General features: G+C 72.3%; 23 protein-coding genes and 1 tRNA gene. 13 read left to right on the top strand and 11 right to left on the bottom strand.

Features of this window, described 5'->3' with window-relative positions; all coding sequences use genetic code 11:
• The first annotated feature begins 52 nt into the window (after positions 1 to 52).
• On the top strand, positions 53 to 628 hold the full coding sequence (locus BS80_RS36340) for a TerD family protein (protein ID WP_035805984.1): 576 nt from the start codon (positions 53 to 55) through the stop codon (positions 626 to 628).
• Between the two features lie 74 nt (positions 629 to 702).
• Here the strand turns inward: BS80_RS36340 and BS80_RS36335 are convergent, their stop codons facing one another.
• Entirely contained in the window at positions 703 to 3,006 is a 2,304-nt protein-coding gene (locus tag BS80_RS36335; RefSeq protein WP_051967657.1) for a protein kinase domain-containing protein, read from the bottom strand.
• Between the two features lie 321 nt (positions 3,007 to 3,327).
• Between BS80_RS36335 and BS80_RS36330 the strand changes: the two genes are divergently transcribed.
• Positions 3,328 to 3,912 (top strand): TerD family protein, encoded by a 585-nt coding sequence (locus BS80_RS36330; protein ID WP_035805981.1) that lies wholly within the window; start codon positions 3,328 to 3,330, stop codon positions 3,910 to 3,912.
• Between the two features lie 123 nt (positions 3,913 to 4,035).
• Complete coding sequence (locus BS80_RS36325; RefSeq protein ID WP_035805979.1) at positions 4,036 to 5,163, top strand: DUF475 domain-containing protein; 1,128 nt, start codon at positions 4,036 to 4,038, stop codon at positions 5,161 to 5,163.
• 98 nt (positions 5,164 to 5,261) lie between these two features.
• Here the strand turns inward: BS80_RS36325 and BS80_RS36320 are convergent, their stop codons facing one another.
• Positions 5,262 to 6,320: a DUF2637 domain-containing protein gene (locus BS80_RS36320; protein ID WP_035805977.1), complete on the bottom strand. Its 1,059-nt coding sequence runs from the start codon at positions 6,318 to 6,320 to the stop codon at positions 5,262 to 5,264.
• A gap of 342 nt (positions 6,321 to 6,662) precedes the next feature.
• Between BS80_RS36320 and BS80_RS36315 the strand changes: the two genes are divergently transcribed.
• Positions 6,663 to 7,385 carry a TerD family protein gene (locus BS80_RS36315; RefSeq protein ID WP_035805975.1) on the top strand — a complete coding sequence of 241 codons (723 nt, stop codon included), beginning with the start codon at positions 6,663 to 6,665 and terminating at the stop codon, positions 7,383 to 7,385.
• Here the strand turns inward: BS80_RS36315 and BS80_RS40090 are convergent.
• Positions 7,304 to 8,470 (bottom strand): TerD family protein, encoded by a 1,167-nt coding sequence (locus BS80_RS40090; RefSeq protein ID WP_232246777.1) that lies wholly within the window; start codon positions 8,468 to 8,470, stop codon positions 7,304 to 7,306. The two genes, BS80_RS36315 and BS80_RS40090, sit on opposite strands and share 82 nt — an antisense overlap.
• 446 nt (positions 8,471 to 8,916) lie before the next feature.
• Here BS80_RS40090 and BS80_RS36305 point away from each other — a divergent pair, with 446 nt between their 5' ends.
• Genes BS80_RS36305 through BS80_RS36295 form a run of 3 tightly spaced genes read left to right on the top strand, consistent with a single transcriptional unit; the run spans position 8,917 to position 13,581 of the window.
• The gene (locus BS80_RS36305) at positions 8,917 to 10,083 is read left to right on the top strand and encodes an HpcH/HpaI aldolase/citrate lyase family protein (RefSeq protein ID WP_035805971.1); all 1,167 of its coding nucleotides are present in this window, start codon (positions 8,917 to 8,919) and stop codon (positions 10,081 to 10,083) included.
• Between the two features lie 55 nt (positions 10,084 to 10,138).
• Positions 10,139 to 12,733 (top strand): phosphoribosyltransferase, encoded by a 2,595-nt coding sequence (locus BS80_RS36300; RefSeq protein ID WP_035805968.1) that lies wholly within the window; start codon positions 10,139 to 10,141, stop codon positions 12,731 to 12,733.
• Positions 12,733 to 13,581 (top strand): HAD family hydrolase, encoded by an 849-nt coding sequence (locus tag BS80_RS36295; protein WP_035805965.1) that lies wholly within the window; start codon positions 12,733 to 12,735, stop codon positions 13,579 to 13,581. The genes BS80_RS36300 and BS80_RS36295 overlap by 1 nt, the downstream gene beginning before the upstream one ends.
• Position 13,582: 1 nt before the next feature.
• Here the strand turns inward: BS80_RS36295 and BS80_RS36290 are convergent, their stop codons facing one another.
• Together BS80_RS36290 and BS80_RS36285 are read right to left on the bottom strand one after the other, a co-directional pair.
• The gene (locus tag BS80_RS36290) at positions 13,583 to 13,798 is read right to left on the bottom strand and encodes an FmdB family zinc ribbon protein (RefSeq protein ID WP_035805962.1); all 216 of its coding nucleotides are present in this window, start codon (positions 13,796 to 13,798) and stop codon (positions 13,583 to 13,585) included.
• Positions 13,799 to 13,902: 104 nt separating this feature from the next.
• Positions 13,903 to 15,201 (bottom strand): coiled-coil domain-containing protein, encoded by a 1,299-nt coding sequence (locus BS80_RS36285; protein ID WP_035805959.1) that lies wholly within the window; start codon positions 15,199 to 15,201, stop codon positions 13,903 to 13,905.
• 285 nt (positions 15,202 to 15,486) lie between these two features.
• Between BS80_RS36285 and BS80_RS36280 the strand changes: the two genes are divergently transcribed.
• A tRNA-Val gene (locus BS80_RS36280) sits at positions 15,487 to 15,561 on the top strand.
• A gap of 245 nt (positions 15,562 to 15,806) precedes the next feature.
• Here the strand turns inward: BS80_RS36280 and BS80_RS41410 are convergent.
• The 5 genes from BS80_RS41410 to BS80_RS36255 form a co-directional block, all read right to left on the bottom strand.
• Complete coding sequence (locus BS80_RS41410; RefSeq protein ID WP_157536777.1) at positions 15,807 to 15,953, bottom strand: hypothetical protein; 147 nt, start codon at positions 15,951 to 15,953, stop codon at positions 15,807 to 15,809.
• Between the two features lie 41 nt (positions 15,954 to 15,994).
• Positions 15,995 to 16,525: a glycine-rich domain-containing protein gene (locus BS80_RS36275; protein ID WP_051967656.1), complete on the bottom strand. Its 531-nt coding sequence runs from the start codon at positions 16,523 to 16,525 to the stop codon at positions 15,995 to 15,997.
• A 494-nt stretch (positions 16,526 to 17,019) separates the two neighbouring features.
• Positions 17,020 to 17,865: a JmjC domain-containing protein gene (locus tag BS80_RS42200; protein ID WP_051967655.1), complete on the bottom strand. Its 846-nt coding sequence runs from the start codon at positions 17,863 to 17,865 to the stop codon at positions 17,020 to 17,022.
• A gap of 80 nt (positions 17,866 to 17,945) precedes the next feature.
• The gene (locus BS80_RS42195; protein ID WP_051967654.1) at positions 17,946 to 18,191 is read right to left on the bottom strand and encodes a DUF397 domain-containing protein; all 246 of its coding nucleotides are present in this window, start codon (positions 18,189 to 18,191) and stop codon (positions 17,946 to 17,948) included.
• An 817-nt stretch (positions 18,192 to 19,008) separates the two neighbouring features.
• On the bottom strand, positions 19,009 to 20,193 hold the full coding sequence (locus BS80_RS36255) for a helix-turn-helix domain-containing protein (RefSeq protein WP_035805954.1): 1,185 nt from the start codon (positions 20,191 to 20,193) through the stop codon (positions 19,009 to 19,011).
• Positions 20,194 to 20,307: 114 nt separating this feature from the next.
• On the opposite strand from BS80_RS36255, the gene BS80_RS36250 reads away from it, so the two are divergent.
• From BS80_RS36250 to BS80_RS36230, 5 genes are all read left to right on the top strand, one after another.
• Positions 20,308 to 20,844, top strand: coding sequence for a flavoprotein (locus BS80_RS36250; protein WP_035806995.1), 537 nt, complete (start codon positions 20,308 to 20,310; stop codon positions 20,842 to 20,844).
• A 41-nt stretch (positions 20,845 to 20,885) separates the two neighbouring features.
• Positions 20,886 to 21,086, top strand: coding sequence for a hypothetical protein (locus BS80_RS36245; RefSeq protein WP_035805952.1), 201 nt, complete (start codon positions 20,886 to 20,888; stop codon positions 21,084 to 21,086).
• 843 nt (positions 21,087 to 21,929) lie between these two features.
• Entirely contained in the window at positions 21,930 to 22,880 is a 951-nt protein-coding gene (locus tag BS80_RS36240; protein ID WP_157536776.1) for a hypothetical protein, read from the top strand.
• Between the two features lie 161 nt (positions 22,881 to 23,041).
• A complete protein-coding gene (locus BS80_RS36235) occupies positions 23,042 to 23,464 on the top strand; it encodes a DUF3052 domain-containing protein (protein WP_035805950.1) in 423 nt (140 codons plus the stop codon).
• Between the two features lie 155 nt (positions 23,465 to 23,619).
• Positions 23,620 to 23,823, top strand: a complete 204-nt coding sequence (locus BS80_RS36230) for a hypothetical protein (RefSeq protein ID WP_035805949.1) — start codon at positions 23,620 to 23,622, stop codon at positions 23,821 to 23,823.
• Between the two features lie 23 nt (positions 23,824 to 23,846).
• On the opposite strand, the gene BS80_RS36225 is transcribed toward BS80_RS36230, so the two are convergent.
• A complete protein-coding gene (locus tag BS80_RS36225; protein WP_232246776.1) occupies positions 23,847 to 26,915 on the bottom strand; it encodes an AfsR/SARP family transcriptional regulator in 3,069 nt (1,022 codons plus the stop codon).
• Positions 26,916 to 26,976 lie beyond the last annotated feature (61 nt).

Below are 26,976 nucleotides of genomic sequence, written 5' to 3'. Positions count from 1 at the left end.
GGACCGCACTACGGGGGTGCCGCGAGGCGCCTCCCGATTCTTGGAGGATCCTGTGGGTGTCAGCCTGAGCAAGGGCGGCAATGTCTCGCTCACCAAGGAGGCCCCCGGCCTGACCGCGGTCGTCGTCGGTCTGGGCTGGGACGCACGCACCACCACCGGCAGCGAGTTCGACCTCGATGCCAGCGCGCTGCTCTGCAACGACCAGGGCAAGGTCGCCAACGACAGCAACTTCGTCTTCTTCAACAACCTGAAGAGCCCCGACGGCTCGGTCGAGCACACCGGCGACAACACCACCGGTGAGGGCGAGGGCGACGACGAGTCGATCAAGATCAGCCTGGCCACCGTGCCGGCCGACGTCTCGAAGATCGTCTTCCCGGTGTCGATCTACGACGCCGAGAACCGCCAGCAGAGCTTCGGCCAGGTCCGCAACGCCTACATCCGGGTGATCAACCAGGCCGGCGGGCAGGAGATCGCCCGCTACGACCTCTCCGAGGACGCCTCGACCGAGACGGCCATGGTCTTCGGCGAGCTCTACCGCAACGGCGCCGAGTGGAAGTTCCGCGCCATCGGCCAGGGCTACGCCTCCGGCCTGCGCGGCATCGCCCAGGACTTCGGCGTCAACGTCTGACAGCCGCACCGCCGTACGCCGCGGCCCGCACCCTCGACCGGTCGAGGGTGCGGGCCGCGGCCGTACCGACGCGTTCAGACCGCAGGCAGGGCGTAGACCCGGTCGTCCTGAACGGCGATCAGCGTCGAGCCGTCCGTGCTGAAGGACCACGCGACGTTCGTCGACACGCCGACCTGGTAGATCCAGCGGATCTTGCGGGCCTGGATGTCGATCGCGTAGATGCCCTTGCTGTCGGTCGAGACGAAGAGCGTCTGCTGGACGAGGACGGGCGTGGTGTCCATCGACACCTCGTTGGGCAGCGGGAGCCGCCACAGTTCGGTGCCGTCGGTCGCCCGGTAGGCGATCACCGTCGGGCCGGCGCTCGGGGTGGCGTTCCACTCCGGCAGCGTCATGCCGCCCAGCACCGTGTAGACGACCCCGTCCGCGACCGCCGGGGCGCTGTACCAGAGGTCCTTGCTGCCCGCCGGGGGCGACTTCACCCAGACCTGCTTGGTGCTCGCCACCCCGACCGCCTGGAGGCCGTAGCCGGCGGCCGAGCAGTAGACCCGGTCGCCGTCGGTGGAGAGCTGGTAGCTGGCGTGCGAGTCGGTGTTGACGAACCAGAGCTGCTCGCCGGTGGTGAGTGAGCGGGCGACCAGGTTCTTCTGGGTGTCGGTGTAGAGCAGCAGGTCCTTGGTGACCGCGGCGGAGATGCCGACGGTGTCCGCGGTGGCGGCGCGGTGCTGGCTCCAGAGCACCGAGCCGTCCTTGCGGGAGAGGGCGAAGATCCCGGGTGTCGCCTTGGCGGACGGGTCGGGGTTTCCGGAGCCGTTCAGGGGCGCGAAGCTGCACAGCGCGTAGACGGCCCGGTCGTCGGCGGCCAGCACGGTGTCCGGGTCGAGCCGCGCGGTGGCGCCCTTCGCGGGGGTGGCGGAGTACGTCCAGAGCACGCTGCCGGTCGCCGGGTCGATGCTGACCAGGTCGCTGCCGTAGTACTCGGCGCTCGCGGCGGTGGCGGCCAGGCCGTTGGTGGACTGGTCCGGCTTGCTCCAGCGCTGGGCGCCGGACTTCACGTCGAAGGCCCAGATGCCGCCGACGGCGTAGAAGTAGACCGTGCTGCCGACGCAGAGCGGGGTGGCGCCCATGGTCACGCCCGGGAGCTGCTTGTTCCACAGGGCGACCGGCGGCACGCCGGGCGCGCGGGTGGTGGCCGGGGTGGGCGAGGTGCTCGGGTGGGTGGGCTGCGGCGCGGGGTGCGGGACGGGCTTGGCGCTGCCCGACAGGGCCCAGGCCGTGCCGCCGAGGGCCGCCACCAGGGCGGCGCCGCCGCCGGCCAGCAGGCGGCGGCGGGAGGTCCCGCCGGTGGCTGCCGGGGTGTCGGCGGCGGCGGTGAGCCGGACGGTGCCGCGGGCCGGCGCGGTCGCGTCCAGCTCGGTGCGCGGGTGGTCCACCGTCCGGCGGGGATCGGCGGCGGCCGGCACGCCGCGGGCCGGGGTCTCCATGTCCATCACCGTGGCGGCGTGGGTGGCGATGTCCGAGGAGAGCGCCGAGGGCAGCCAGCCGCCGCGGCGCAGCGCCTGGCCGCCGCCGAGCAGTTGGGCCAGCTCGGCCGGGGTGGGACGGTCGGCCGGGTTCTTGGCGAGGCAGGCCGTCAGGGTGGGCCACAGCTCGTCCGGCAGGCCGCTGAGCGTGGGTTCGTCGTGGATGACCCGGTAGAGCAGCGCGGCGGCCGAGCCGGAGGCCTCGCCGGAGCCGCTGAACGGTCCGGCCCCAGTGGCGGCGAAGACCAGCACCGAGCCCAGCGAGAAGACGTCCCCGGGCGGGCCCATCGGCGCGCCGCCGGCCTGTTCCGGGCACATGAAACCGGGGGAGCCGACCACTACGCCGGTGCTGGTCAGCTTGTCGCCCTCCAGGGCCCGGGCGATCCCGAAGTCGATCACCCGGGGGCCGTCGGCGGCCAACAGCACGTTGGAGGGCTTCAGGTCACGGTGGATCAGGCCGGCCGCGTGGACGGCCGCGAGCGCCTCGGCGAGGCCGGCGCCCAGCGCCCGGACCGCCGGGACGGGCAGCGGGCCGTGCGCGGCCACGGCCTCGCTGAGCGAGGGGCCCAGCACGTAGGCGGTGGCGAGCCAGGGCGTCGGGCCGTCCCGGTCGGCGTCCACCACCGGCGCGGTGTACGCCCCGCTGACGGCCTGGGCGGCACTGACCTCACGGCGGAAGCGCTCGCGGAACTCCGGGTCCTCGGCGAGCTCGGCCCGCACCACCTTGACCGCGACGGTGCGGCCGCCGGTCGAGCGCGCGAGGTACACGCGGCCCATCCCGCCGGCCCCGAGTCTGGCCAGCAGCCGGTACGGGCCGACGGAGTCGGGATCGGTGGGTTCCAGTGGCTGGAACGGCATGGTGTGGCTCCCCCGTTGCTGCGGTGCCGACTGCTCGTCCGTCAGGTCGACGGGCGGGCGGGCGCCTGGTGAACGGGAGGATCGTACGGCCTGTCCGCGCGCCCGCTCCAGGGTGGCCGGTGGCGGGAAACCGCGGGTGGGCCGCTTGATAGGTTCGGCGGGTCCGAGATGTTCAGGAAGTTCAGCGTCCGGGCCGTGGCCGGGTGGGGGCACGAGGGCATACATCTTGTGGGTACGCCTTCTGAGCTGCCGTGCGGTACGGCCCCGCGAAGCTGACGGCGTTCCAGGTCGGGGCGCCGGGGAGTGGGAGGAAGAGCCAGCATGAGTGTCACGCTCGCCAAGGGCGGCAACGTCTCGTTGAGCAAGGCGGCGCCGAACCTGACGCAGGTGCAGATCGGTCTCGGCTGGGACGCCCGGTCCACCACCGGTGCGCCCTTCGACCTCGACGCGAGCGCCCTGCTCTGCTCGGGTGGCCGGGTGCTGGGGGACGAGTACTTCGTCTTCTACAACAACCTGAAGAGTCCCGAGGGCTCGGTGGAGCACCTCGGCGACAACCTGGTCGGTGGTGAGGACGGGGAGGAGGGCGACGAGGAGGTGGTCGTGGTCAACCTCGACCTGGTGCCCGCGCAGGTGGACAAGGTGGTCTTCCCGGTGTCGATCTACGACGCCGAGGCCCGGCTGCAGAACTTCGGCCAGGTCCGCAACGCGTACATCCGGGTGGTCGACCAGGCCGGGGGCCAGGAGATCGCCCGCTACGACCTCTCCGAGGACGCCTCCAGCGAGACCGCGATGATCTTCGGGGAGCTCTACCGCTACCAGGGCGAGTGGAAGTTCCGCGCGGTCGGCCAGGGCTATGCCTCGGGCCTGCGTGGCATCGCGCTTGATTTTGGGGTAAACGTACAATAATTGGGTTGCGTCGAGCGCGCTTCCTAGAAATCAACGGGCAGTGTGGGGGGTCGGCCGGAAATCATTTCCGGCCGACGGGGGTGACCACCCCGGCGCGCCTCGACACTGAAAGGTACTCATTCCGTGTTCCTCCGTACGTTCGGATGGTCTCTCGCGACCACGATCGCCGGGCTGGTCGCAGCCGGACTGATCTGGGGTGCCGAGGGATTCGGCGTGGTGCTGATCCTCGCGATCCTCGAAATCTCGTTGTCCTTCGACAATGCGGTCGTCAATGCCACGGTCCTGAAGCGGATGAACCCGTTCTGGCAGAAGATCTTTCTGACCGTCGGCGTGCTGATCGCGGTCTTCGGCATGCGGCTGCTCTTCCCGCTGCTGGTGGTCGGCCTCACCGCGCACATCAGCCCGTCCACGGTGATCGACCTCGCGCTCAACTCCAGCCACACGTACAACGGGCTGACGTACGCCCAGCACCTGGAGGCCGCCAACCCGGCGATCGCCGCGTTCGGCGGGATCTTCCTGCTGATGATCTTCCTGGACTTCATCCTCGGGGAGAAGGACTTCCACTGGCTGCGCTGGGTGGAGAAGCCGCTGGAGCGGATCGGCAAGCTGGAGGCGCTCTCCTCGGTGATCGCGCTGATCACCCTCGCACTGGCGTCGCGCTTCTTCGCCGGGGAGCACGCCGAGACGGTGCTGCTGGCCGGACTGCTCGGGCTGATGACCTACCTCGCGGTGAACGGCCTGTCGAGCGTCTTCGAGTCCAGCCTGGAGGACGAGGCGGAGGAGGAGGACGAGGAGGCCGCTGAGGCGGCCGCGAGCGGCGGCCGGGGCCGGTCCGTCGTGCAGGTGGCCGGCAAGGCCGCGTTCTTCCTCTTCCTGTACCTGGAGGTGCTCGACGCCTCGTTCTCCTTCGACGGCGTGGTGGGTGCCTTCGCGATCTCCAGCGACATCTTCCAGATCACCCTGGGCCTGGGCATCGGCGCGATGTACATCCGCTCGCTGACCGTCTTCCTGGTCCGCAAGGGCACCCTGGACGACTACGTCTACCTGGAGCACGGCGCGCACTACGCGATCGGCGCGCTCGCGGCGATCCTGCTGATCTCGATCGAGCACAAGATCCCGGAGATCGTCACCGGCCTGATCGGGGTGGCCTTCATCGGCGCCGCGCTGGCCTCCTCGCTGGCGCGCAACAAGCGCGAGGCGGCGCTGGAGCCGGTGGCCGATCCGGTGGAGTCGTCGTCGGCCAAGCGCTGACGCCTTCCGCTGTATGCGCCTTCCGCTGTATGCGACAAGGGCCCGTCCACCTCCGGTGAGGTGGACGGGCCCTTGTCGCATGCGGTGCGCTGTGCGGGTCAGCCGAGCTGCTTCTCGATGGCGCGCAGCTTGCGCTCCAGCGAGTCGAGCGAGTCCAGCTTCGGCATCGACAGGGTGTCGTCGTCCGACGTCAGGTCGATGCTGGAGGTGCGGTGTGCCGAGGCCGACAGGGCGGCGGGCTCCGCCGAGTAGCTGCCGGAGACGGTCCTCAGGTCATCTGACGCGGCTAGCGCAGGCTCCGTAGCGGGCTGTCCGTCGCCGGAACCACCGGAGGTCAGCGCGGGCACCTGGCGGCCGCCACGGGCCCGGGAGAGCATGCCGCCCTGGCGGGAGATCGCCTTCAACTCGGCCCGCTCGCGGCGGTCGGCGTTGCGGGCGCGCAGCTTGGCGTCCAGCTTGGTCTGCCGGTCCTCGCGGACCTCGTCGACGGCCTCGTCCAGGCTGCGGACGTTCTCCAGCAGCATCAGCGACCAGGCCGCGAAGGTCTCGCGCGGGGCGCGGATCCAGCGGACGATCCGGATCTGCGGCAGCGGACGCGGTATCAGGCCCTGCTCGCGCAGTGCGGCCCGGCGGGTCTGCTTGAGGGCGCGGTCGAACAGCACGGCCGCCGAGATCGACATGCCGGAGAAGAACTGCGGGGCACCGGCGTGGTCGCCGCCGCGCGGCGCGTGCACCCAGTTGAACCAGGCGGAGGCGAAGGCGAAGAGCCAGACCAGCAGACGGGAGCCGAGCGCGGCGTCACCGTGGCTGGCCTCGCGGACCGCGAGCACGGAGCAGAACATCGCCGCGCCGTCCAGGCCGAACGGCACCAGGTACTCCCAGCCGCCACTGAGCCCCAGGTTCTCCGTGCCGAAACCGACCAGGCCGTGGAAGGAGAGCGCGGCCGCCACCCCGGCGCAGCAGAAGAGCAGCACGTAGGAGGAGATCCCGTAGATCATTTCCTTGCGCCGGCGGCGCTCCTCGGTGCGCTCCCAGGAGTCCCCGCTCTCCTGGGCCTTGGTGTTCTTGAAGCGCAGCGTGGCGACCAGGATGGCGGTGAAGAGCAGGGCCGCGCCGCCGACGACGGCCCAGACCAGCTGTATGGAGGTGAGTGTCATTGCGGGGTGGGCCTCTGCTTTCCGCAGCTCAGGGCAGGGGTTGATGCGTGGTACCGGAGCAGTACCACAGGGGCGTCAGTTCCCGTCGCGGACACTGTCCCTGACGGCTCGTCGTGCGAGCACGGGCCGGCAGAGCGTACCCGTACGTGACGGAGGGGACACCTGTGCGGCTAGACGATATCGCGTCCGAAGGGGCGGCATGTTACGGGAGCCGGGGTTGGGGGCACCACCCGCCATTCCGGGGGGTCGGCCGACGGTGGCTCAGGCCCGTTGGAGGGTAGGTGGAGCAGGGCACAATGGTGCGCCGGGGTGGGAAATGACGAGAGCTTGGGGGCGGTCGGGATGGCCACGGTCTGGGAGTACCTGCGCGGCGAGCGGAACAATCCGATGGACAGTGGGGTGCACGGCAAGGTCACGCTCACCAAGTCCCAGCCGCAGTACCCGATCACCGGCTCCGGGCCCACCACCGGCAACCTCTACGTCAACCTGCACTGGACGGCCCGGGCGTCCCAGCGCTCGACCAGCCAGCTGCGCCGCAAGCTGCTCCAGCCACGGCTGTTGAAGCCGCTGGAGGTGCAGTCGTACCAGAGCGAGCAGTTGAACGTGGACCTGGACCTCGCCTGCATGTACGAACTCGCCGACGGGACCACGGGCGTGGTGCAGCCGCTCGGGCAGTTCTTCGGCGACCTCCAGCGCCCGCCGTACATCAAGCTCAGCGGCGACGACCAGTACGGCGCGCCCTCCGGCGAGACGATGTACATCAACCTGGAGAAGAAGGACCAGTTCAAGCGGCTGCTGATCTTCGTCTACATCTACGACGGGACGCCCGCGTTCGACCAGACCCACGCCCAGATCCAGATCGTGCCACCGACCGGGCCGCGCCTGGAGATCAACCTGGAGGAGCGGGCGCCGGCCGCCCGTTCGTGTGCGGTGGTGCTGATCGAGAACCGGGGCGGGGAGCTGATGGCCCGTCGGGAGGTGCGCTACGTGCACGGATTCCAGTCGGACCTGGACCGGCTGTACGGCTTCGGGATGCAGTGGCAGCGCGGGTACAAGGAGGAGTGAGGCGCCCGCTCCCGGGTCCGGGAGCCCCGCCCGGGCCCGGGCGTCAGTGGGCCTGGCGGGGCTGGAACTGCGGGCCCTGCGGCGGGAGCACGAAGCCGGCCGGGTCGGGCTGCGGCGGGTAGCCGTAGGCGGGCGGCTGGGGCTGCTGCGGTGGCTGGGGCTGCTGAGGGTGCTGGGTGGAGGGGTAGCCGTAGGCGGGCGGCTGCGCCGGGGGGTAGCCGTACGAGGGCGGCGGCTGCGGGGCGGGGTGGTTCAGGGGCGGCGCGGGCTGGGGCGGGTAGCCGTACGCCTGGGGCTGGGCCGGGAGCTGGGCCGGGGCGGGCAGCTGGGTCGGGGCCTGGCTGGGCGGTGCGGGGATGCTCGGGGGTGCGAGCGGGAGCGCGGGGGAGAGCGTGTAGGTCGCCGGGTCCTGGCGCGGCTCGGGGACCGCGACCGGGGCGGCGACGGGCGCGGGGGCGGGGGTGAGGTGGGGGTTGCGGAGGCGGAGGCGGGGCCTGGGGAGTGGCCGGGTCGGCCGCGTCCGGGGCCTGCGGGCCGTCCTCCTCCACCGTGATGCCGAAGTCGGTCGCCAGGCCGACCAGGCCGGACGCGTAGCCCTGTCCGACGGCGCGGAACTTCCAGCTCCCCGCGCGGCGGTAGAGCTCGCCGCAGACCAGGGCCGAGACGTCCTCGACGTCGGTCACCGGGAACTGCGCGAGCGCCTCCCCACCCGCCGGGGAGGCCGCGTCGTACAGCAGCAGGTGCAGCCCGCTGACGCTGCGGAACGACCCCTCCTCGGTGGAGCCGGCCAGCACCACCCGCTCGATCTCGGGCGGCAGCTTGGCGAGGTCGACCTCGACCGTGTCGGCGATCTCCTCGGTGCCGGGCACCCGCTGCTTGGGCAGGTGGCGCACCACGCCGGACGGGTGCCGGGGCTGGTTGTAGAACACGAAGTCGGCGTCCGAACGGACCCGGCCGTCGGCACCGAGCAGCAGCGCGGAGGCGTCCACGTCGGGTCCGCCCGGCAGGTCGGCCCAGCGCAGCACGGCGCGAACCGCTGCCACGGTCAGCGAGATATTGGCGCCCTTCGCCATCACGTGCGTCATAACCGCCCATCCTGCACGCTGGTTGGCCCTGCGGACAACGTGGGGGTGGGCACGGTTCGGCCGCAGGTGGTGGCGGGCGCCGCGTGGTGTGGCCGCGACGGGTTGCGCGCGGTTGTGCGCGCCTTCGCGCGGGGCGTGAATGGGGTACTGAGTCCGTGTCCGGGTCTCGAATAGTTGCGCGACGTCGCAAGCGGTTTGTCGATGATGAAGTGGAAGGTAATCTTCCGAAAATTCGATGTTTCAGGACTCGACGCGGTCGGTTTCATCCGTACGATGAGCGACCAACGGCGAGCGGCGGGGGGACGTGTTTTCTGCCGCGCTTACTCCGCTCTTTTCCTCCGCTCAACCAGTTGCTCTCATCCGTTGCTCTCCGCAGTCATCTCCGCCAGTCCTGCCCTTGGTCATCCCCTCCGTCTCTTCCGCCGCGACTCTTCCGGGAGTGCACTTTGCGCCATTTCGGCCACCTCGGTAAGGAAATCCGCCGCCGGCTCTTCCTCACGGAGCCCGCGTCGTTCGACCGCCACAGCGCGGCCGACACGCTTTCCACCGCGCTGGGCGCCACGCTCTACAGCCCCGCCACCCGGCCGTCGTTGGCCGACGACATCCGCAAGCAGGCCGCCCGCGGTGTGGTCTCCATGGTGCTCTGCCTGGAGGACGCGATCGGTGACGAGGAGGTCGAGGCCGCCGAACGGAACCTGGTCGAGCAGCTCGGCGGCCTGACCGACCCCGCCGCGCTCCCGCTGCTCTTCGTGCGGGTGCGCGCGCCCCGGCAGATCACCGACCTGGTCCGGCGGCTGGGCCCGGCCGCCGGCCTGCTCAGCGGCTTCGTCCTGCCCAAGTTCACCGAGGAGAGCGGCGGGGAGTTCCTGGAGGAGCTCACCGCGGCCGAAGCCGCGTGCGGACGGCGGCTGTTCGCGATGCCCGTCCTGGAGTCTCCCGAGCTCGCCCACCTGGAGACGCGGCGCGCTCAGCTGTTCGGCACGGCGGACCTGCTCGCCAAGTACCGCAACCGGATCCTGGCCGTCCGGCTCGGGGTGACCGACCTCTGCTCGGCGTACGGCCTGCGCCGCTCGGCCGACCTGACCGCGTACGACGTCGCCCTGGTGGCCGCGGTGATCGGCGACGTGGTCAACGTGCTGGGCCGGGCGGACGGCACCGGATACACCGTCACCGGGCCGGTCTGGGAGTACTTCCCGGTCCAGGAGCGGATGTTCAAGCCGCAGCTGCGCCGCACCCCGTTCTCCAGCGCCTCCCCGCCGCGTGACGAGGTGCGCCGCCGACTGATCGAGCACGACCTCGACGGACTCATCCGGGAGGTCGAACTCGACAGGGCCAACGGCCTGTTGGGCAAGACCTGCATCCACCCCAGCCATGTGCCGGCCGTGCACGCGCTCTCCGTCGTGACGCACGAGGAATACTGCGACGCGGGCGACATCCTGCGTCCGGAGCGGGCGGGTGGCGGGGTGCTGAGATCGGCCTACACCAACAAGATGAACGAGGCCAAGCCGCACCGGGCCTGGGCCGAGCGGGTGATGCGGCGGGCGGAGGTGTTCGGTGTGGCCCGCGAGGACGTGACGTTCGCCGACCTGCTGTCGGCCGGGGTCTGCGGGTAGCGCGCTCGTCGGCTCGGTCAACCCTGGCTCAACCAAAGCAAGAGGAAGCAGCACGATGGAAGAGACCGCCTGGAGCGGCCAGTGGGTCACCGACCGGCTGGGCATCGGCCTGACCGGTTCGCCCGAACTCCCCGACCTGCTCGGGCTCGCCGTCCGCGAGAACGCCAAGCGGGCCCACCTGCTGGTCTCCCAGGTCCTGGGCAAGCACGTGCCGCAGCGGCCCGCCGTGGTCTACGGCGCGGGCCGGCGGCTGGGTGAGCTGGTGCGTGCCGTGCTCGGCGGCGACGGGGTGGGCGGCGACGGGGTAGGTGGCGACGGGGTGGGCGGGGCCGTGGTGCTCGGGTACGCCGAGACCGCGACCGGGCTCGGCCACTGTGTCGCCGACGTCCTGGGGGCCGACTACCTGCACTCCACCCGGCGGCCGGTGCCCGGGGTGGCCCAGGCGGCCGGTTTCGAGGAGGAGCACTCGCACGCCACCGCGCACCTGTTGCTGCCATCCGACCCCGAACTCCTCTTCGGTGACGGCCCGTTGATCCTGGTCGACGACGAACTGTCCACCGGGCGCACGGTCCTGAACACCATCGCCGCGCTGCACCGGCACCGCCCGCGCGAACGGTACGTGATCGCCTCGCTGGTGGACCTGCGCGGGGACGAGGACCGGGCCGCGCTGGCCGCGTTCGCCGCCTCGCTCGGCGCGCGGGTGGACGCCGTCGCGCTGGCCGAGGGCCGGGTGCGGCTGCCGGAGGGGACGTTGGAGCGGGCGCGGCAGCTGGTCGCCGAGGTCTCCGCGGGAGCGTCTGCCGGGGTATCCGTTGCGGCGGGGGGCGCCGCGGTGGACGGCTCCGCCGGCGCCACGTCCGGGCCGGTCGGTGATCTGGTCCGCGTCGAGCTGCCCTGGCCGGCCGGGCTGCCGGACGGCGGTCGGCACGGCTTCACGCCCGGCCACGCGGCCGCGCTGGCGGCCGTCCTGCCCGGGCTGGCCACCCGGCTGGCCGGCGCCCTGCGCGGCGGCGAACGGCGGGTGCTGGTGCTCGGCTTCGAGGAGCTGATGTACGTCCCGCTGCGGCTGGCCGACGCGCTGGCCGGGGAGTTGGGGGAGTCCGCCGAGGTCAGGTACTCCACCACCACCCGTTCGCCGGTCCTGGCCGTGGACGACCCCGGCTACGCGATCCGGACCCGGCTGAGCTTCCCCGCCCACGACGGCCCGGCGGACGGCCCGGGCCGGCGGTACGCCTACAACGTCGCGCCCGGCCGCGACCGGACCCGGCGCTTCGACGCGATCGTCCTCGTCCTCGACGGCCCGGCCGACACCCCCGAACTCGCCGGGCTGAGCGCACAGTTGCGCGAGGTGACCGACCGGGTGGTGCTGGCGGTGCTCCCGTCGCACGTCCCGGGTGGGGCCCTGCCGGCCTCCTTCCGTCCCACCCTCCCGCCCACATCCCCTTCCCGACTGCTGCCGAGTGCACCCTCGAAGGTGAGCCTGCCGATGTCCACGACCGACCTTCCGACCCTGCCGAGGCCGCTGCACGGCCCGGCCTTCTCCTCGTACGCCTCCGAGGAGGTCGGCTGGCTGCTGACCGACCTCTCGGAGGTGGCCCTGGAGGCGCCTGTCGAGGAGCGCGAGGAGGCCGTCCAGTCCGGCGGCGCCCACTACGCCGAGTCGCTGCCCGTCGAGTACCAGCCGAGCCCCGAGTACCAGGAGCTCTTCCACCAGGCGCTGCGCGGCTCGGCCCGGCGGATCGCGCTGGCCGTCGGCACGGTCGCCGAGACGCTGGTGCGCGAGCGGGGGGCGGGTGTCGGGCAGCAACTGGTTCTCGCCTCGCTGGCCCGGGCCGGCACGCCGGTCGGCATCCTGCTGCGCCGCTGGCTCGCCGCCACGCACCGGATCGAGGTGCCGCACTACGCCGTCTCGATCGTCCGGGGCCGGGGCATCGACCCGGTCGCGCTGCGCTACCTGGCCTCCCACCACGACCCGGCCGGCGTGGTCTTCGTGGACGGCTGGACGGGCAAGGGCGCGATCACCCGGGAGCTGGCGGCCGCGCTGGAGGGCACCCCGTTCGACTTTGAACTCGCCGTGCTCGCCGACCCGGCCCGCTGCGTGCGGACGTACGGCACCCGCGACGACTTCCTGATTCCGTCGGCCTGCCTCAACTCCACGGTCTCGGGGCTCGTTTCGCGCACCGTGCTGCGTGACGACCTGATCGGGCCGGACGACTTCCACGGCGCCAAGCACTACGGCGAGTTGGCCGGGGCGGACGTCTCGAACGCGTTCCTGGACACCGTCGCCGACCACTTCGAGGCCGTGCGCGAGGAGGCGGCCACGGCCGCCCTGTTGCTCACCGCCGAGGACCGCACGCCGAGTTGGGAGGGTTGGGCGGCAGTGGAGCGGATCAGCACCGAGTACGGCATCGACAACGTGAACCTGGTCAAGCCCGGAGTCGGCGAGACCACCAGGGTGATGTTGCGACGGGTGCCCTGGCGCGTGCTGGCCCGGCGCGGAGCGGGCAGCGACCTGGACCACGTCCGCCTGTTGGCCGCCCAACGCGGCGTGCCCGTGGAGGAGGTGGACGATCTGCCGTACTCCTGCGTCGGCCTGATCCACCCCCGCTACAGCCGCGGTGTCGTCGGTGAGCACGGGCAGGCCGTCTGATGGCTGTTCATCAGAACACCTTGGTCGCAAGCGACTTGGACCGTACGCTGATCTACTCCGGGCGGGCGCTGGCGCTGTCCGGCCCCGACCGCCTCGCCCCCCGGCTGCTCTCGGTGGAGGTGCACGACGCCAAGCCGCTCTCGTTCATGACCGAGCGAGCCGCCCGAATGCTGGTGGAGCTGGTCCGGGAGGCGGTCTTCGTCCCCGTCACCACCCGCACCCGCGTCCAGTACGAGCGCGTCAACCTTCCCGGCCCGGTGAACGGTTGGCGACCGCCGTACGCGATCTGCGCCAACGGCGGGCGGCTGCTGGTCGACGGCGCGGCCGACCCGGCGTGGGACGCCCAGGTCCGGACGCGGCTCGCCGCGACCGGCGTCCCGCTCGGTGAGGTCGTCGACCGGCTGGCCCGCTGCGCCGACCCGGAGTGGACGCTGAAGCGCCGGGTCGCCGAGGACCTGTTCGCCTACCTGGTCGTCGAGCGCGGGCAGTTGCCGGACGGCTGGCTCGCCGAGCTGACCGGCTGGTGCGCCGAGCGCGGCTGGACGGTCTCCCTCCAGGGCCGCAAGGTGTACGCCGTGCCGGCCGCGCTGACCAAGAGCGCGGCTCTGGCGGAGGTGGTCCGCCGGGTGGGTGCGACCTCGGTGCTGGCCGCCGGCGACTCGCTGCTCGACGCCGACCTGCTGCTCGCGGCCGACGAGGGCTGGCGGCCCGGCCACGGCGAACTCGCCGACAGCGGCTGGACCGGGCCGAAGGTCACCGCGCTGAGCCAGACCGGCGTGGCGGCGGGCGAGGAGATCGTGCGCTCGTTCCTCGCCCGCGTCCGGGAGGGCTCGGACACGGCCCGGTAGGTCAGCCGCAGCAGCCGCCGCCGCAGCAGCCTCCGCCCGAGGCCGCCTGCGGGGCGGCGCCCGCGCCGGCCGCCCCCGTCACGGCGACGGTGGAGAGCAGCTTGACGGTGTCCGGGTGCCCCTCGGGGCAGACGGCGGGGTCGTTGGCCTGGGCCATGGTGCGGCGCAGTTCGAACGTGGCGCCGCAGGAGCGGCAGCGGAAGTCGTATCGAGGCATGCCCGCAGCGTACCCAGTCCCGCCGCCGTCCCCACCTGTCGGCTCAGCGCGGCGTCGGTCCGGCGTGGCTGCCGCTCAGCGCGGCCCCGTCCCCACTTGTCGGCTCAGCGCGGCGTCGGTCCGGCGTGGCTGCCGCCGAGATCGCCGCGGATCAGCGCCACCACCTGAGCGGCGGTCGCCCGGACGGCGTCCAGCTCGGTCAGGAACTGCCAGTAGTCCGGGTGCCGTCCCGCCGCCTCCAACGAGGCCACCGCCCGGTCCAGCCGTCCGACCGCGGCGTCCAGCGGCCCCGCGTGCCGGGGATCCGGCGTCTGGCGCCCCGCCATCGCCAGCCGCTGGGCGTCGCGCACCGCGAACCGGGCGTGCTGGATCTCCTGCTGCGCGTCGCGCTCCACCTCGTTCAGCCGCCGCAGCCGGTCGGCCACCGCCGCCACCGAACCGTCCGCGGTCTCCAGCAGCGCCCGCACCGTGCCGATCACCGCCGTGGCGTCCGGCCAGCGCTGCTCGTCCCGTGCCTTCGCCGCCTCGGTCAGCCTGGCCTGTGCCGTCCGCACCGCCTCGGCGGTCTGCTGCGGCACCCGCTGCAGGTCCTGCCAACAGGCGGCCGAGAAGCGCCGGCGCAGCTCGCTCAGCGTCGGCTCCACCGATCCGGCCTTGGTCTCCAGTGCCTGGATCCGGGTCCGCAGGCTGGCCACCCGGCGGTCGATCTCCCGCGCCCGCTCCGGGAGTTGTTCCGACTCCACGCGCAGCGCGTCGGCCTTGCGGGCCACCTCCTCGGCCCGCGCGAGGGTCGCCGCCACACCGTGCCGGGCCGCCCCCTCGTTGAGCTTGGTCAGCTCCGGCGCGAGCTCGGCCAGCCGGGCCGCCAGATCGTCCGCCCGCAGCCCCGCCGCCCGCACCGCGTCCAGCGCTCCGCTCGCCCCGAGCAGCGCCTGCTTCGCCTTCGCCACCGCCGGGGTCACCCGGATCAGCTGGGCCTCCGCGTGGTCCAGCAACGGCTGGAGGCGCCGCAGGAAGTTGTCCAGCTCGGTCTGCTTCGCCGCCAGCTCGTTGCGCGCCTGCTCCAACCGCTGCTGAGCCTGCGCGGCCGCCCCCGGCGCCAGCTCCGGGGCGTCCAGGTCGCACACGTCGAGCGCGGCCAGGTAGCCCACGTTCACCTGGTCGATCCGGGCGGACAGGCCCTGGAAGTCGGCAAGCGCCTGCCGCGAGGTGGCACTCTCCTCGGCCGCCCGGACCGTCTCGACGGCGATCTCCACCTCACGCTGCGCCGAGTCCAGCTCGTAGAACGCCTGCTGCGCCGCATCCCGCGCCGCCAGCGCCCCCGCCCGCTGCCCGTCGTTGCGCCCCCGCCACCAACCCCGCCCGCCACCGCCCCGGCCCCGCCCCCGAGAACGACGCCGCACCCCCCGCCAACGCCACCGCCGCCACCGCACCCGCCAACACCAGCGGCGTCAGCACAACCTCCGCCACGAGCGCCACGGCACCCCGCGCCCCATACCCTCGTGAGCTACCCGCCTGCACTTCGCGCTCCCTGCTCCGCCGCCGACCCGGCCCTCATTGTCGCCGATCGCCCCCCGATCCCCCCGACGCGCCCCCACATTCCCCACCACCGTGCACCACGCCCCCGGCGGAACCAGGTATTCTTACCTCTCACCGCATGGCCACCCCCGGGTACGCCCACGCGGCTGGGGCGCATAGCTCAGCGGTAGAGCGCTGCTCTTACAAAGCAGATGTCGGCGGTTCGAAACCGTCTGTGCCCACCAGTTGAGCAGCGCATTTGGCACTGTCGGCCCAGGTCAGGAGCATGATCCCGACCTGGGTCGTTGTCGTCTCTGCGATTTGCCTACAGTCCCGCTCGGTCTGCCTACGGGGCGACTACAGAAGTTGATCTCCCGGATATCTCCCGGATGATCATGGAAAGCCGCCAGCTCATGGCCCTTGTCAGACGAAGGCGCCCCCGGCCGCTGTCCACGGTCGAGAGCGCCTGGTCGCCAGATTGGGAGGGGGGTCAGTCGTTCGTGTGGGTCACCAGGAACGCGCGCACCATCTCGGCCTCTTCGTCGCTTTTCGGGTCAGTCGGCGTCTCAGCCTGTCGGGCTGCGGCCTCGCGGTACCAGGCGACCACGTTCGCGTACCTGGGGTCTGTCCACTCCATGGCGCTGCCTCCACTGTCGGTCAGTCGAGTATGCCCGTCCGCTACTTCTCGGACGACTTGGGTCGGGGGACTCCGGGCGGGTTGATGATGATCGGGCCGCAGTTCGGGCCCGGCGTGTGCCACACGTTGGCTGTGACTGCTACCCCGCCATCGTCGGGGCCGGCCCAGAGTTCCCGGTCGGCGGCGAACCCGAGCACTGCCATGGCCGTGATGGTGCGTTCCACCGTGCCCAGCGCGTAGCCGTTCTCCTCGGGGCGCTGGGGGTAGTGGTGGATGAAGCCGCCGCCGAGCCCGTCGCAGAGCCGGGCGTACAGCTCCGTGTGGAGGACCAGGGCGTGCCAGCCCTCATCTACGACGGGCGACGGGGCGATCTGCGCCTCGCGGTCCTGAGCGACCGTGGAGAGATAGGCGAGTGCCTCGGCGACGATTCGTCGGGCCAGCTCCGGCTCCATGCCGGGGTTGGCACCGGTGACCGTGTCGGCGATTCGCTGGAACTCGCCGGCGGTCAGGAGGTCCATCCCGCGGACCGAGCGAATCCTGCGGTCGAGCTGCTGTTCAGGCGCGGTGGTCATACTGGTCTCCGTTCACTGAGGCGAACCGGCCACCGGTCGGTGGCCAGGCCCTTCGGTGGTGCGGACCCGCTCCGGTCGTTGGCCTGCCAGGGATGGCGACCGGGGCGGGGGTCTAGGTCTACGGGATGCGGGAGCGGTTCACGGGGAGTTCCGGGGCGTTCCGCCGTCGCGTCGTCGGATCGAGCGATTGGCCAGCAGTCGTCCGTACTCGGCGGCGTCCGGCGTGAGTTCCTGGTAGTGGTCGATGGCGTCGCCCGCGTGGACGGTGTCCGAGGCGCAGCCGACGCACCAGCCGATCCCGGTGTCCAGGTCCCGGAGTTGGGCCTTGGCTGTCTTGCACCAGGAGCAGCGTTCCGCCAGGACGACGCTGCGCAGACAGCGCTCGCACCAGTCCTTGTGTGTCTCGTGGTCCTGGAAGCGCGGGCCGGCAGCCTGACAGCCGTGGCAGGTCCGGCGGTGTCGCCCCCAGGTCGCTGACGAGCCGCTGCCGGCCCTCAGCGCGGCACTCCGAGGACGGCCAGCTGCTGGCTGGTGTGGATCGGCGCGCCGGCGCGGGCTGGGTCGAGGCCTTCGAGCCAGGACAGCAGCGCGTCCGTGGTGTCCGCGAGGAGTTCCTCGACCCGCTGGGCGCTGAGGTTGGGGGGAAGGGCGGCGCGCAGCTCGGGGTGTTCGGCGGCTTGGTCGGTGAGCTGCTGGAGGATCCAGTGCCGGGTGAGGAGTTGGACGCCGAAGGTGATGTGCAACGACGGTGCGTCGTCGGTGTGCCCGTAGTGGATCCAGCCTCGCGGGATGAACAGCACCTGCCCGGCTTCCAGGACGACGGCCGCCGCATCCCGCTCGACCCGGGCGAGCTGCTCGTCGGTGAAGCCAACCCGGGTCCAGCGATGGCTGTCCAGCGGGTCGGTGAAGATCGGCGGGTGCAGCCGCCACGTCTTGACGCCCTCGACCTGGGCCAGCAGGACATGGTGAGTGTCCCAGTGCGGGCCGTAGCCACGGGATGCGGCCGGCGTGCGGTAGACGTTGGCGGTGATGGGGTGGCCGAGTTCGGCGGCGAGCTGCCGGGCGAACGCGGCCAAGGGCGGCCAGGTCAGGTGGAGCCCGTTGAGGACCAGCGTGTGGGTGGGGTGGTCCGCGTCGGGTGCGATCGCCGCCGGCGCGCCCTGGTGCACCATGCCGACCTCGATCGAGCGCAGGGCCGGATCGGTGACCACTCGGCGGCCGTCGTCCTGGTTGAACAGGGCCGCGAGCTGGACTACGTACCGCTCGTAGACCGTGGGTTTGTCGGGCCAGCCGGTGAGGAAGCGGCGCGGGTCGTCGACGAGGCGTTGGAGAGCGGACATCACGGCTCCGGGAGAGAGGTGAGGGGCCGGGCTCCTCGCGCACGGCGCAGGGGCGCGAGGAGCCCGGGATCGTGGGTGGGTCAGACGAGGTGGTCGAACTCGCCGGCCTTGGCGCCCGCGAGGAACGCCGTCAGCTTGGCCTTGGTGGCGATCAGGGGGATCTGCGTCGGGTCGGTGGTGATGCCGATCGCGGTGCCGCCCGCCGGGGTGACGGCGAGTCCGATGCTGTCGTCCAACTGCTGCTGGTTGGACTTGCTGGACTTGATCCAGGCCAGGCCGGGAAGCGCGGGCGGGTCGTAGTTGGTGACGCTCACGGCGTTGCTCATGAGGTTCTCCGCTCTGGAGTGGACCGGCCGCACCGGACGGCGGGCCGGAGTTGATGGTCTGACGGGAGGAGCGGCTACCGCTCGGGCTCGTCCGGTGCCGGTGCCGGTGCCGGTGCCGGTGATGCGAGTGCGAGGACGCGGATCTCGGCTGCCTCGGCCGCGGTGGCCCGACGTACATCGGCTGGCTGAGCGGTCCACGTATCCCGCATGCGACAGGGGTCCCGTCTCGGTTCCGCACACGATGCAGGCCCGTCCGTACAGCTGCGCCGAGGTCACGAGCATCCGCTGCGGACTGCCGTCCAGGGGTTGGTAGTGCGCGACCGCCGCAGTCCGCACGCGGTCAAGGGCGCTCCGGAGCAGGGCAGCGTCAACGAGCCCGAGGGGATCCTCGGGGTCCGGCGGCGCCACCCAAATGGGGCCCCGGCGGCATCAGTGTCGTCGGCCCGGGAACGGCGACGTACGAGCCGCAGGTCAGGAGCCGCTCGCGCTGCCAAGTTTGGCGACTGTCAACGGCAATGAGGAAGTACAGACGTGGCGTGGGGCCAGCGGTATCCCAGATGATCGGGCCCGGTCGGTGCCCCGTTGCGTCGTCGAGCTGTTCGAGTGCCGCAAGCGCGAGATGCCGCTGGACCGCTACCGCGTCCCGGCGGTCGCCTGCGGCGACTGCGGCAACGGTGCCGCTCGGCGGCATCCAAGCGGGTGCCGCCCGCCGGGCCAGAGTCTCCATCGCTGCTCCTGACTGGTTCGGGTGCCAGTAGAAGCCTGATGGACAGCCAAGGGCCGAACTATCACAGCCTGGTGATAGCCCTTGACCTGCTCACATGCCTACCCAGGCAGCGAAGTTGGCTACCGTGTCCGGCGTAGTCCGCTGTGCCCGGACGATCCCGGCTAGCGTCTCGCGTACAGCGGGGCTGTGACGGGACTGTTGTGGCGCGAGCTCCCGCGCAGCCAGCAGGCTGCGGAATGCTGCGTCGGAGCGACCGGTCCACAGCTGGGCGCGCGCGATTTCGGCTTGGTGGTGAGCGGCGCGGCTGGCCGGCCAGTCCGCCGGGACGGTGATGCTGCGGGCCACGCTCAGCGCCTCGGCGAATCGCGCCTGGTCGATCAGGGCGGACGTGTGATGCACGACCACGTTGGTGGGGCCGAAGGTGAGCCAGCGGACCCTGGGGATCTCACCAGTGGTCTCGGCGATCCGGGCTGCCGCCGCAATGTGCTCCGTCATGTCGTCGCTGTTCCCGGCCCGGGCCGCTAGCACGGCGGATCCCAGATGCAACTGCCCTGTGACGGCGTCCCGCTCTGCTCCCGGGGCGGCCTGTTCGGTCACCTTGCGGCCGGCCTCAGCAAGGCGCATCCCCGTGCGGTACTGCCCGGCGCGTAGGTAGGCGAGTGAACGCAGGTACTGGCGTGTGCCCGCACTTACGGCGTCCGAAGCGCGCTCCGATGCCCACGCCATTCGGCCAAGGGCAATCGACGACAGGTCGTGAAATCCCAGCTTCGTCGCGACGTCGTAGGCGCTGCGGTAGGTGCTGGCCAGGGTTCCCCACCCGCGGTCGTCGCCCGTGGCGTGGGCAGCGGTGGTGGCCTCCGTGATGAGCCCGGGCAGTTCGGCAGCGGCCGTCCGAAGGTCTCCCGCGCGGACGGCGGCGCAGATCCGGTCCGCGTGGGCGATGAGGTCGACGACTGGCCGGGCACTGATGTCCGGATCTGCGCCGAGGTCGTACACGTCGAGCGCCTCGCGGATCGGCTGGATCAGGCCGTCGAGCTGGTCCTGGCGCAGTTCCTCCAGGTACGGCTGCCCCGTGAGATCGGCGACAGGCACGGAGAGGGCCCGTGAGAGAGCGGCCAGAACGGCGGAGCTGGCGGGCTTCCGGCCCTGTTCGATCTGGAACATCAGGCTGTAGCTGATGCTGGCGCGTTCAGCGAGTGCGCGCTGGGTGAGGTGGCGGAGCTTGCGGCAGGCGGCGATGCGGGCGCCGACGGTGTCTGGGGCTGGCGAGGCCATAACGGAACCCCTAGGTTCGGTAACCGAGGGTGCCGACGATACTCGGCCACACCAGGGCCGTGGCGTGAACCTTGTGGCTTGCGCGGCGCGCGCGCCGCCTTGTTGCATGGGGTCATGCCGACTGATCGAGTTCTGTACCTCCTGGGGTCCGCAGCACCACCGGTGCTGGCACTGCCGCCGGTGATCAAGCAGGCGCAAGCTGCTGGCTGGGACGTCTGCCTTGGCTTGTCGCCGACGGCAGCTGACTGGCTGGCCGACGACTTGGGCGCCCTGGAGTCGCTGACGGGCCATCCGGTGCGGCATCGCCACCGTAGGCCCGGGCAGGTCGATCCGTGGCCGCCAGCCGCAGTTGCATTGGTGGCCCCGGCCACCTTCAACACGATCAACTCGTGGGCGTTGGGGCTCACCAGCTCGTTCATCGTGGGGTTTGCGGCCGAGGCGATCGGCAAGCGGATCCCGCTGGTCACGATGCCGTGCGTGAACTCGGCACTCGCCAGCCATCCGCAGTTCGGCCGCAGTGTGGACGTGCTGCGGGATGCCGGGGTCCGAGTGCTGCTTGGGGACGGCGGGTTCATCCCGAACGCGCCTGGCCAGGGCCAGCCGGGCGCATTCCCGTGGGAACGCGCTCTCGCGGTGGTGCGGGACACGTAACCCTATGACGTGGGATCGGTGCTGTCCCGTACGATCCGGCCGTGCCCGACAGCGCCAAGTTCCCCGCCGACCTGGTCAACCTCCAGGGCCACCGCCTCGACGCGCAGACCGCAGCGGAAGCGCACGCCGCTGGTCGGTGGGCATCCACCTGGGACGCCCTGCAGGCCGCCTGCCGGACGGTCGCTGAGCAGCCAGAGGGTTGGACGAAGGAGGACAACTCCCGTATCCGGGAATCGGCCTGACCAACGCGGCCCGGACATGTCGCTGCGCCGCTCTTCGGGAACGCCCCGAAGGGTGTCGCGATTCCGCTGCTGATGGCGACGTAGATCGGAGAGCGCCTCGTCTGGCTCGGCAAGCAGCGGGGACAGCAGCCCGACCCGGGCACGCGCCTTCGGCTGGGGGCCGGAAGAGGCGCTGGAGCGGTTCGGCCAGACGGGGCACGACGTCGACCGGGCGACTTCTCGGCGCCGGAGCTTTATGCCGCAAGGCATAGCACAACGGCCGCGCCGGTCAGAATGGCGAAACTGAGGATGCCCCACATGGCGGTGCGGCAACCGTCATGTCCGGTGGCAGTGGGCCGACCGTCCGCGGGAGCCGCTGGAGCTGTGCCCGATGCCGGGTCTGTTCGACGGCAAGGCTCGGTAGTGCCCGACGGCGTGGGTGAACTACAGGGCGCGGTGCGGGAGGAACAGGCCGGCGTCATCCCGGCGGCGTGGTGCCGCTGTCCTGCGTGATGGGGCGCCGGATCCGGGCGGTGATGGTTGATCCGATCAAGGGATCCGCACGGCGGCTGGGCGACCGCCCCGTCGCTGGACCGTGCGTGCGCGCTACGGTGCAGGTATGACGATCGCCGGGGAGGGTCAGGAGGCTGCGCGCGGCCAGGTGCTGTTGCTGGCTGCGGCGCCTCGGCGGAGTCGGCGGCGGCTGCTTGATCCCGAGCACGGGGTGAGTGCGGTCGCCGCGGTGCCGACCCGGGCGTTGTTGCCGGGGTGGAGTGGGCCGGTGGACATGGTGCAGCTGGTCGATCCGGCGGAGCCGCAGGCGGTGCTGGCGCGGATCCGGGCGGCGGCCGCGGTCGGGGGCCGTTGCTGGTGTACGTCGTCGGGCAGTTGTGCCGGGATCATCGGCAGCGGCTGTTGCACCTCGCGCTGGCGGGGACCACGGACACGACGATCCGCTACACCGCGCTGCCGTGGCCGTGGCTGGCGCGGGAGTTGGCCGGGCGTCAGCCGGGTAGTACGGCGGTGGTCCTGGACCTGGTGGTCGATCCGAGCTGCCTGCCGATGCGGGACGACGATCTGCTGCTGCCCGAGCAGGTGGCCCGGTGGGGTGTGGTCGCGCCGCCGGTCCGGCGTGGGCCCCGGCAGGTGCCCGGGTACACCAGGGCGCTCACCGAGCTGCTGCGCAACGCCCCTGCCGGGCGGGTGCACCTGCCGGAGTTGCACGCGCTGGCCGCCGGGCAGGCCGGTCTCGCGCCGGGCACTGTGTTGCTGGCGTCGCCGGTGCGGGAGCCGGCCGACGTGCCCAGACCCCGGCCGCAGGCACCCGCGCCGGCGCCGGTGCAGGCGCCAACACCCGCGCCGGAGCAGGCCGGAGACCCACGCCCGGCGATCGCGGAGGCGATGCGCGCGGGGCACCACCACGCGGCCGCGGAGCTCGCCGCTCAGTGGGAGCGCGTGGTGCTCCGCTCCGCGGGGCGGGAGTCCGCGCTGATGGGCGACGTCCTGGAGGTGCAGGCCACCGCGGCCGCGGCGGCCGGTGCGACCGTACGGGCCGCCGAGCGGTGGATCGCGACCGCTCAGCACCGGTTGGGCTGGGGCCACCCCGGTGATCAGGCCGTGCGCCTCGCCGTGCGCAACGGCCTGCACTGCTGGCGGCAGTTGGACGACGACGAGCCGCAGTTGGCCGAGTTGGGCGCGCGGCTGGCGGCGGTGCTGCGGGCGATCGACCGCGAACAGAGCGCGGCCGGTGTCGAGGAGCGGTTGGCCGATCTGCACGGGCCGACCTACCTGCCCCCGGCCGTCTGGCAGGTCTGACGCGGGACCCGAGAGCGGGAGCTATCACGTGGCGGTCGCCCCGGTGGGAGGTATCGGGGAGCCTCACTCGATCGGGTGAGGCGGCTGGCGCCTGCTGAGTTGCGGGGCGCGGGTCCGAGATCGTTGGTCGGAATTCCACCACGTGACATGAGGAGATGGTGATGACGGCTACCGCCGACCCCGCCGAGGAGCGCACCAACCCGGCTGCCAGGCTGGGGTTTCAGCCCGGCCAGGTCGTCCAGGAGATCGGCTACGACGACGACGTCGACCATGAGCTCCGCGAGGCCATCGAGGAGATCACCGGTCAGGATCTGGTGGACGAGGAGTACGACGACGTCGCCGACGCCGTCGTGCTCTGGTTCCGGGACGAGGACGGGGACCTCACCGATGCCCTCGTGGACGCCATCGGGCTGTTGGAGGACGGCGGGGTCATCTGGCTCCTGACGCCGAAGAGCGGGCGCGACGGGTACGTCGAGTCCGGTGAGATCAGCGAGGCGGCACAGACCGCGGGGCTCTCGCAGACCAAGTCCGTGAGTGTGGCGGCGAACTGGTCCGGGGCACGGCTCATCGCCCCCAAGCGCTGACCGGGCGGCCGGCCCGGCGCCGGCCCGGCGCCGCTCCGCAGGCCTGCGGAGCGGCGCATAGATCCGTCGTATATCGCAGGCTGTCAGCGTCTCCCCAGATCGAGTGACCGAGCAGGGACAGAGGGGAAGCCACGATGTACCGAGAGACGACGTGCATGAACTCCAGGCTGGTGCGGGCCCTGGCGGTCGCCGGTGCGGCAGCGGTCCTGCTGAGCGCCGCCCCGGGGCTCGCGCGGCCGGCCGACGGTGCGTCGGACCACCGCGCGGCGGCCGTCGTCAGCGCCGCCGCCGCGGGCGGCCCCGGCGACGACGTGCAGGACTGGAACAGCACCGGCTCCTCCGTCCTGCCGAAGAGCTGAACCGAGCCCCGGATGCGCCCTGTTCAGCGGCTGCCGATCCGCTCCGCGGAGGGCCCGGCGACGTCCGCCGGCGCCAGCCCGTCCAGCAGCAGTGCCACGTCGGCCGCGTCGGGCAGGCCGAGCCGGGCGAAGACGGCGTGCGCCTGGCGCAGCCGCAGCTGCGCCGCCTCGACGCGGCCGAGGTCGGCCAGCGCGCGGCCCAGCACGACCAGTGCGTGCGCCTGGTCGCGTTCGGCGCCGATCTCCTCGCAGCGGACCAGCGACAGTTCGGCGTAGTCCACCGCCTCGGTGGCCCGGCCGGTGACCCGCAGGGTCTCCGCGAGGCGGTACCAGGCGTGCGCGGCCCGGTCGCGGATGCCCGCCGCGTCGCAGAGCTCCAGGCACTGCGTGTAGCGGGCCACGGCCTTGTCGTGGTGGCCCAGTTCGTGTTCGGCCAGGCCCAGTACGTACAGGGTGTAGGCGACCCCCCGGGTGTCGCCCATGGCCTGCAGGGTGGGCAGCAGCGCCTCGCACTCGGGGACCGCCTCGGCGGCCCGCCCGCACCGCACCCGGGCCAGCGACGCGTTCACCAGCGTCACCAACTCGCCTGACCGGTGGCCGATTTCACGGGCCAGCGTGACGGACTCGGCGTAGTGGCGCAGCGCGTCCTGGTAGCGGCGCTGGAACTGCGACACCAGCCCGAGGTCGTTCAGCGCCTGGCGCAGGATCACCAGGTCGCCCACCGTGCGCGCGGCGTCGGCCGCCATCCGGGCCTGCGTCTCGGCGTCCGCCAGCCGGGTGCTCTGCAGCGCCACGGTGCCGCAGATGAACCGGGCCCGGCCGACCGAGCGGTGGTCGCCGACGGCCTCGGCCGCCTCCGCCGTCGCCTGTGCGACGGGGACCAGCTGCTCGTAGCGGACCTGCTGGGCGAACGGGCTGAGCGCGATCAGCAGGTCGGCCGCCTTGCGCAGCCGTCCGGCGGCGGCCGGATCGCCCGCCTGGGCCGTCTGCGCCGCCATCAGCACGACGGCCAGCGCGCCTTCGAGTTCGATCGCGACCCAGCTGCGGGCCGTCCGCAGGTCGCGCAGCGGCAGTCCGGCCGTCCGCTTGGGGCCGAGCGCGTTGCCCACCGGGTCGCCGGGGATCACCTGTTGGAAGGCCCCGGCGGCGGTGGCGAGCAGGAAGTCCAGCAGCCGTTCCAGCGCCTCCAGGCTCTCCCGTCGGCCGACCTCGCCCGCCCGCTGCCGGGCGAAGGCGCGCAGCAGGTCGTGGTAGCGGTAGCGGCCGGGGAGCGAGGACTCCAGCATCGCGGCGTCCACCAGGGACTCCAGCAGGTCCTCCGCGTCGCTCTCGTCCATGCCGAGCACGGCGGCCGCGGCGGGCACGCCGGTGTCCGGGCCGCCGACCGCCGCGATCAGCCGGAACGCGCTGGCCTGGTCGGGCGTCAGCTGCTGGTAGCCGAGTTCGAAGACCGCGTCGACGGCCAGGTCGCCGATCCGCAGCTCGGCCAGCCGGCGGCGCTCGTCGGCGAGCCGGTCGCTGAGCGTCTGGACGGTCCAGGACGGGCGGGTGGCCAGCCGGGTGGCCACGATCCGCACGGCGAGCGGGAGCCGGCCGCAGCTGGTGACCAGGTCGAGCGCGGCGGCCGGGTCGGCGGCGGCCCGGTCGGGGCCGGCGATCCGGCCGAGCAGGGTGAGCGCCTCGTCCGGGTCGAAGACGTCCAGGTCGACCTGGACGGCCGTGGGCAGGCCGAAGAGCCGCGAGCGGCTGGTGATCAGGACCGCGCAGCTGGCCGAGCCGGGCAGCAGCGGGCGGACCTGGGCGGCGTCCCGGGCGCTGTCCAGCAGCACCAGTACCCGCCGGCTGTCCAGCATCGAGCGGTAGAGCCGCGAGCGGTCCTCCAGGCTCTCCGGGATGCGCTCGGCGGTCAGGCCGAGCGCGGTGAGGAAGCTGGTGAGCACCAGGCCGGGGTCGGTCGGCTCCTGCTCGCTGCCGCGCAGGTCGGCGTAGATCTGCCCGTCGGGGAAGTCGGCCTTGACCCGGTGGGCGACCCGCAGCGCGAGCGCGGTCTTGCCGACGCCGCCCATGCCGGCCACCGCGGCGACCGGCAGCGAGCCGTTCCCGGTCCGGGTGAGGGCCTGCGACAGCTCTGCCAGTGCGTCCGTACGACCGGAGAAGTCGGCGGTGTCCATGGGAAGTTGGGCCGGTGTCAGGGTCGCGCCGAACTCCCGGGCCAACCGGCCGGCCGGGTCCTCGGGATCGCCGCCCTGGTCGCCGTCCCAGGCCTGCTCGGCCGCCTCGGCGGTGGGGCGCTCGGGTGCGCGCAGGACGGTGGACGGGCGGATCGCCGCGGTCAGCGCCGGATCGCTGGACAGGATCTGCTGGTGCAGCGCCCGCAGCTCCGGGCCGGGGTCGACGCCCAACTCGTCGGCCAGCAGCTGGCGCAGCCGGGCGAAGACGCCGAGCGAGTCGGCCTGCCGGCCGGCCGTGTAGAGCGCGCGCATCAGCAGGCCGTAGGGCCGTTCGCGCAGCGGGTGCTCGGCGGTGAAGGCGTTCAGGTCCGGTATCGCCAGCGCGTGGCGGCCCAGCCGCAGGTCCAGTTCGTAGCGCTCCTCCAGCAGGGCGAGGCGCAACTCGCGCAGCCGGGAGCGCTGTTGTTCGGCGAACGGGCCGGGGATGTTCGCCAGCGGTTCGCCCCGCCAGAGGTCCAGCGCCTGGAGCAGCAGCCGGCTGGACTCCTCGGGCGACACGTCCTCGCCGGTCCGCAGGGCCTTGGCCGCCAGGTCCTCGGCCAGGTGGGCGTCCAGGTTCTGCGGGGGCAGCGTCAGCCGGTAGCCGTCGCCCACCGACACCAGCACCCGCGGCGCGGCCCGGTCCTGTTCCAGCGCCTTGCGCCAGCGCCAGGCGTAGGTACGGACGGTGGCCAGCGCGGTCTCCGGGGACTGCTGCCCCCAGACGGCGTCGATCACCTCGTGGACCGAGACGGCTCTGCCCCGGCGCAGCAGGAGCGTGACCATCATCGCCTGTTGCTGCGGGGAGCCGACCGCAAGCTGGGCCTCGCCCCGGTATGCCCGCATCTGTCCGAGCACCATGAAGCGGATGTCCTGCGGCATTGCGGCCCTGCCTTCCCCTCTTGTCGTCCTTCCGGGCCCGGTTGAACCGTGGTGAGGCCGG

It is taken from the genome of Kitasatospora mediocidica KCTC 9733 (assembly GCF_000744225.1).
Classification (GTDB): Bacteria; Actinomycetota; Actinomycetes; order Streptomycetales; family Streptomycetaceae; genus Kitasatospora; species Kitasatospora mediocidica.
Note: the sequence above shows the minus strand (reverse complement) of the source record. Positions and strands in the feature narration are given on the sequence as shown.

Coding starts and splice junctions, on each gene's coding strand:
- BS80_RS36335 (WP_051967657.1), bottom strand. CDS start 3,006: ATGCCGTTCCAGCCACTGGAACCCACCGATCCCGACTCCGTCGGCCCG.
- BS80_RS36330 (WP_035805981.1), top strand. CDS start 3,328: ATGAGTGTCACGCTCGCCAAGGGCGGCAACGTCTCGTTGAGCAAGGCG.
- BS80_RS36320 (WP_035805977.1), bottom strand. CDS start 6,320: ATGACACTCACCTCCATACAGCTGGTCTGGGCCGTCGTCGGCGGCGCG.
- BS80_RS36315 (WP_035805975.1), top strand. CDS start 6,663: ATGGCCACGGTCTGGGAGTACCTGCGCGGCGAGCGGAACAATCCGATG.
- BS80_RS40090 (WP_232246777.1), bottom strand. CDS start 8,470: ATGACGCACGTGATGGCGAAGGGCGCCAATATCTCGCTGACCGTGGCA.
- BS80_RS36300 (WP_035805968.1), top strand. CDS start 10,139: ATGGAAGAGACCGCCTGGAGCGGCCAGTGGGTCACCGACCGGCTGGGC.
- BS80_RS36295 (WP_035805965.1), top strand. CDS start 12,733: ATGGCTGTTCATCAGAACACCTTGGTCGCAAGCGACTTGGACCGTACG.
- BS80_RS36290 (WP_035805962.1), bottom strand. CDS start 13,798: ATGCCTCGATACGACTTCCGCTGCCGCTCCTGCGGCGCCACGTTCGAA.
- BS80_RS41410 (WP_157536777.1), bottom strand. CDS start 15,953: ATGGAGTGGACAGACCCCAGGTACGCGAACGTGGTCGCCTGGTACCGC.
- BS80_RS36275 (WP_051967656.1), bottom strand. CDS start 16,525: ATGACCACCGCGCCTGAACAGCAGCTCGACCGCAGGATTCGCTCGGTC.
- BS80_RS42200 (WP_051967655.1), bottom strand. CDS start 17,865: ATGTCCGCTCTCCAACGCCTCGTCGACGACCCGCGCCGCTTCCTCACC.
- BS80_RS42195 (WP_051967654.1), bottom strand. CDS start 18,191: ATGAGCAACGCCGTGAGCGTCACCAACTACGACCCGCCCGCGCTTCCC.
- BS80_RS36255 (WP_035805954.1), bottom strand. CDS start 20,193: ATGGCCTCGCCAGCCCCAGACACCGTCGGCGCCCGCATCGCCGCCTGC.
- BS80_RS36250 (WP_035806995.1), top strand. CDS start 20,308: ATGCCGACTGATCGAGTTCTGTACCTCCTGGGGTCCGCAGCACCACCG.
- BS80_RS36235 (WP_035805950.1), top strand. CDS start 23,042: ATGACGGCTACCGCCGACCCCGCCGAGGAGCGCACCAACCCGGCTGCC.
- BS80_RS36230 (WP_035805949.1), top strand. CDS start 23,620: ATGAACTCCAGGCTGGTGCGGGCCCTGGCGGTCGCCGGTGCGGCAGCG.
- BS80_RS36225 (WP_232246776.1), bottom strand. CDS start 26,915: ATGCCGCAGGACATCCGCTTCATGGTGCTCGGACAGATGCGGGCATAC.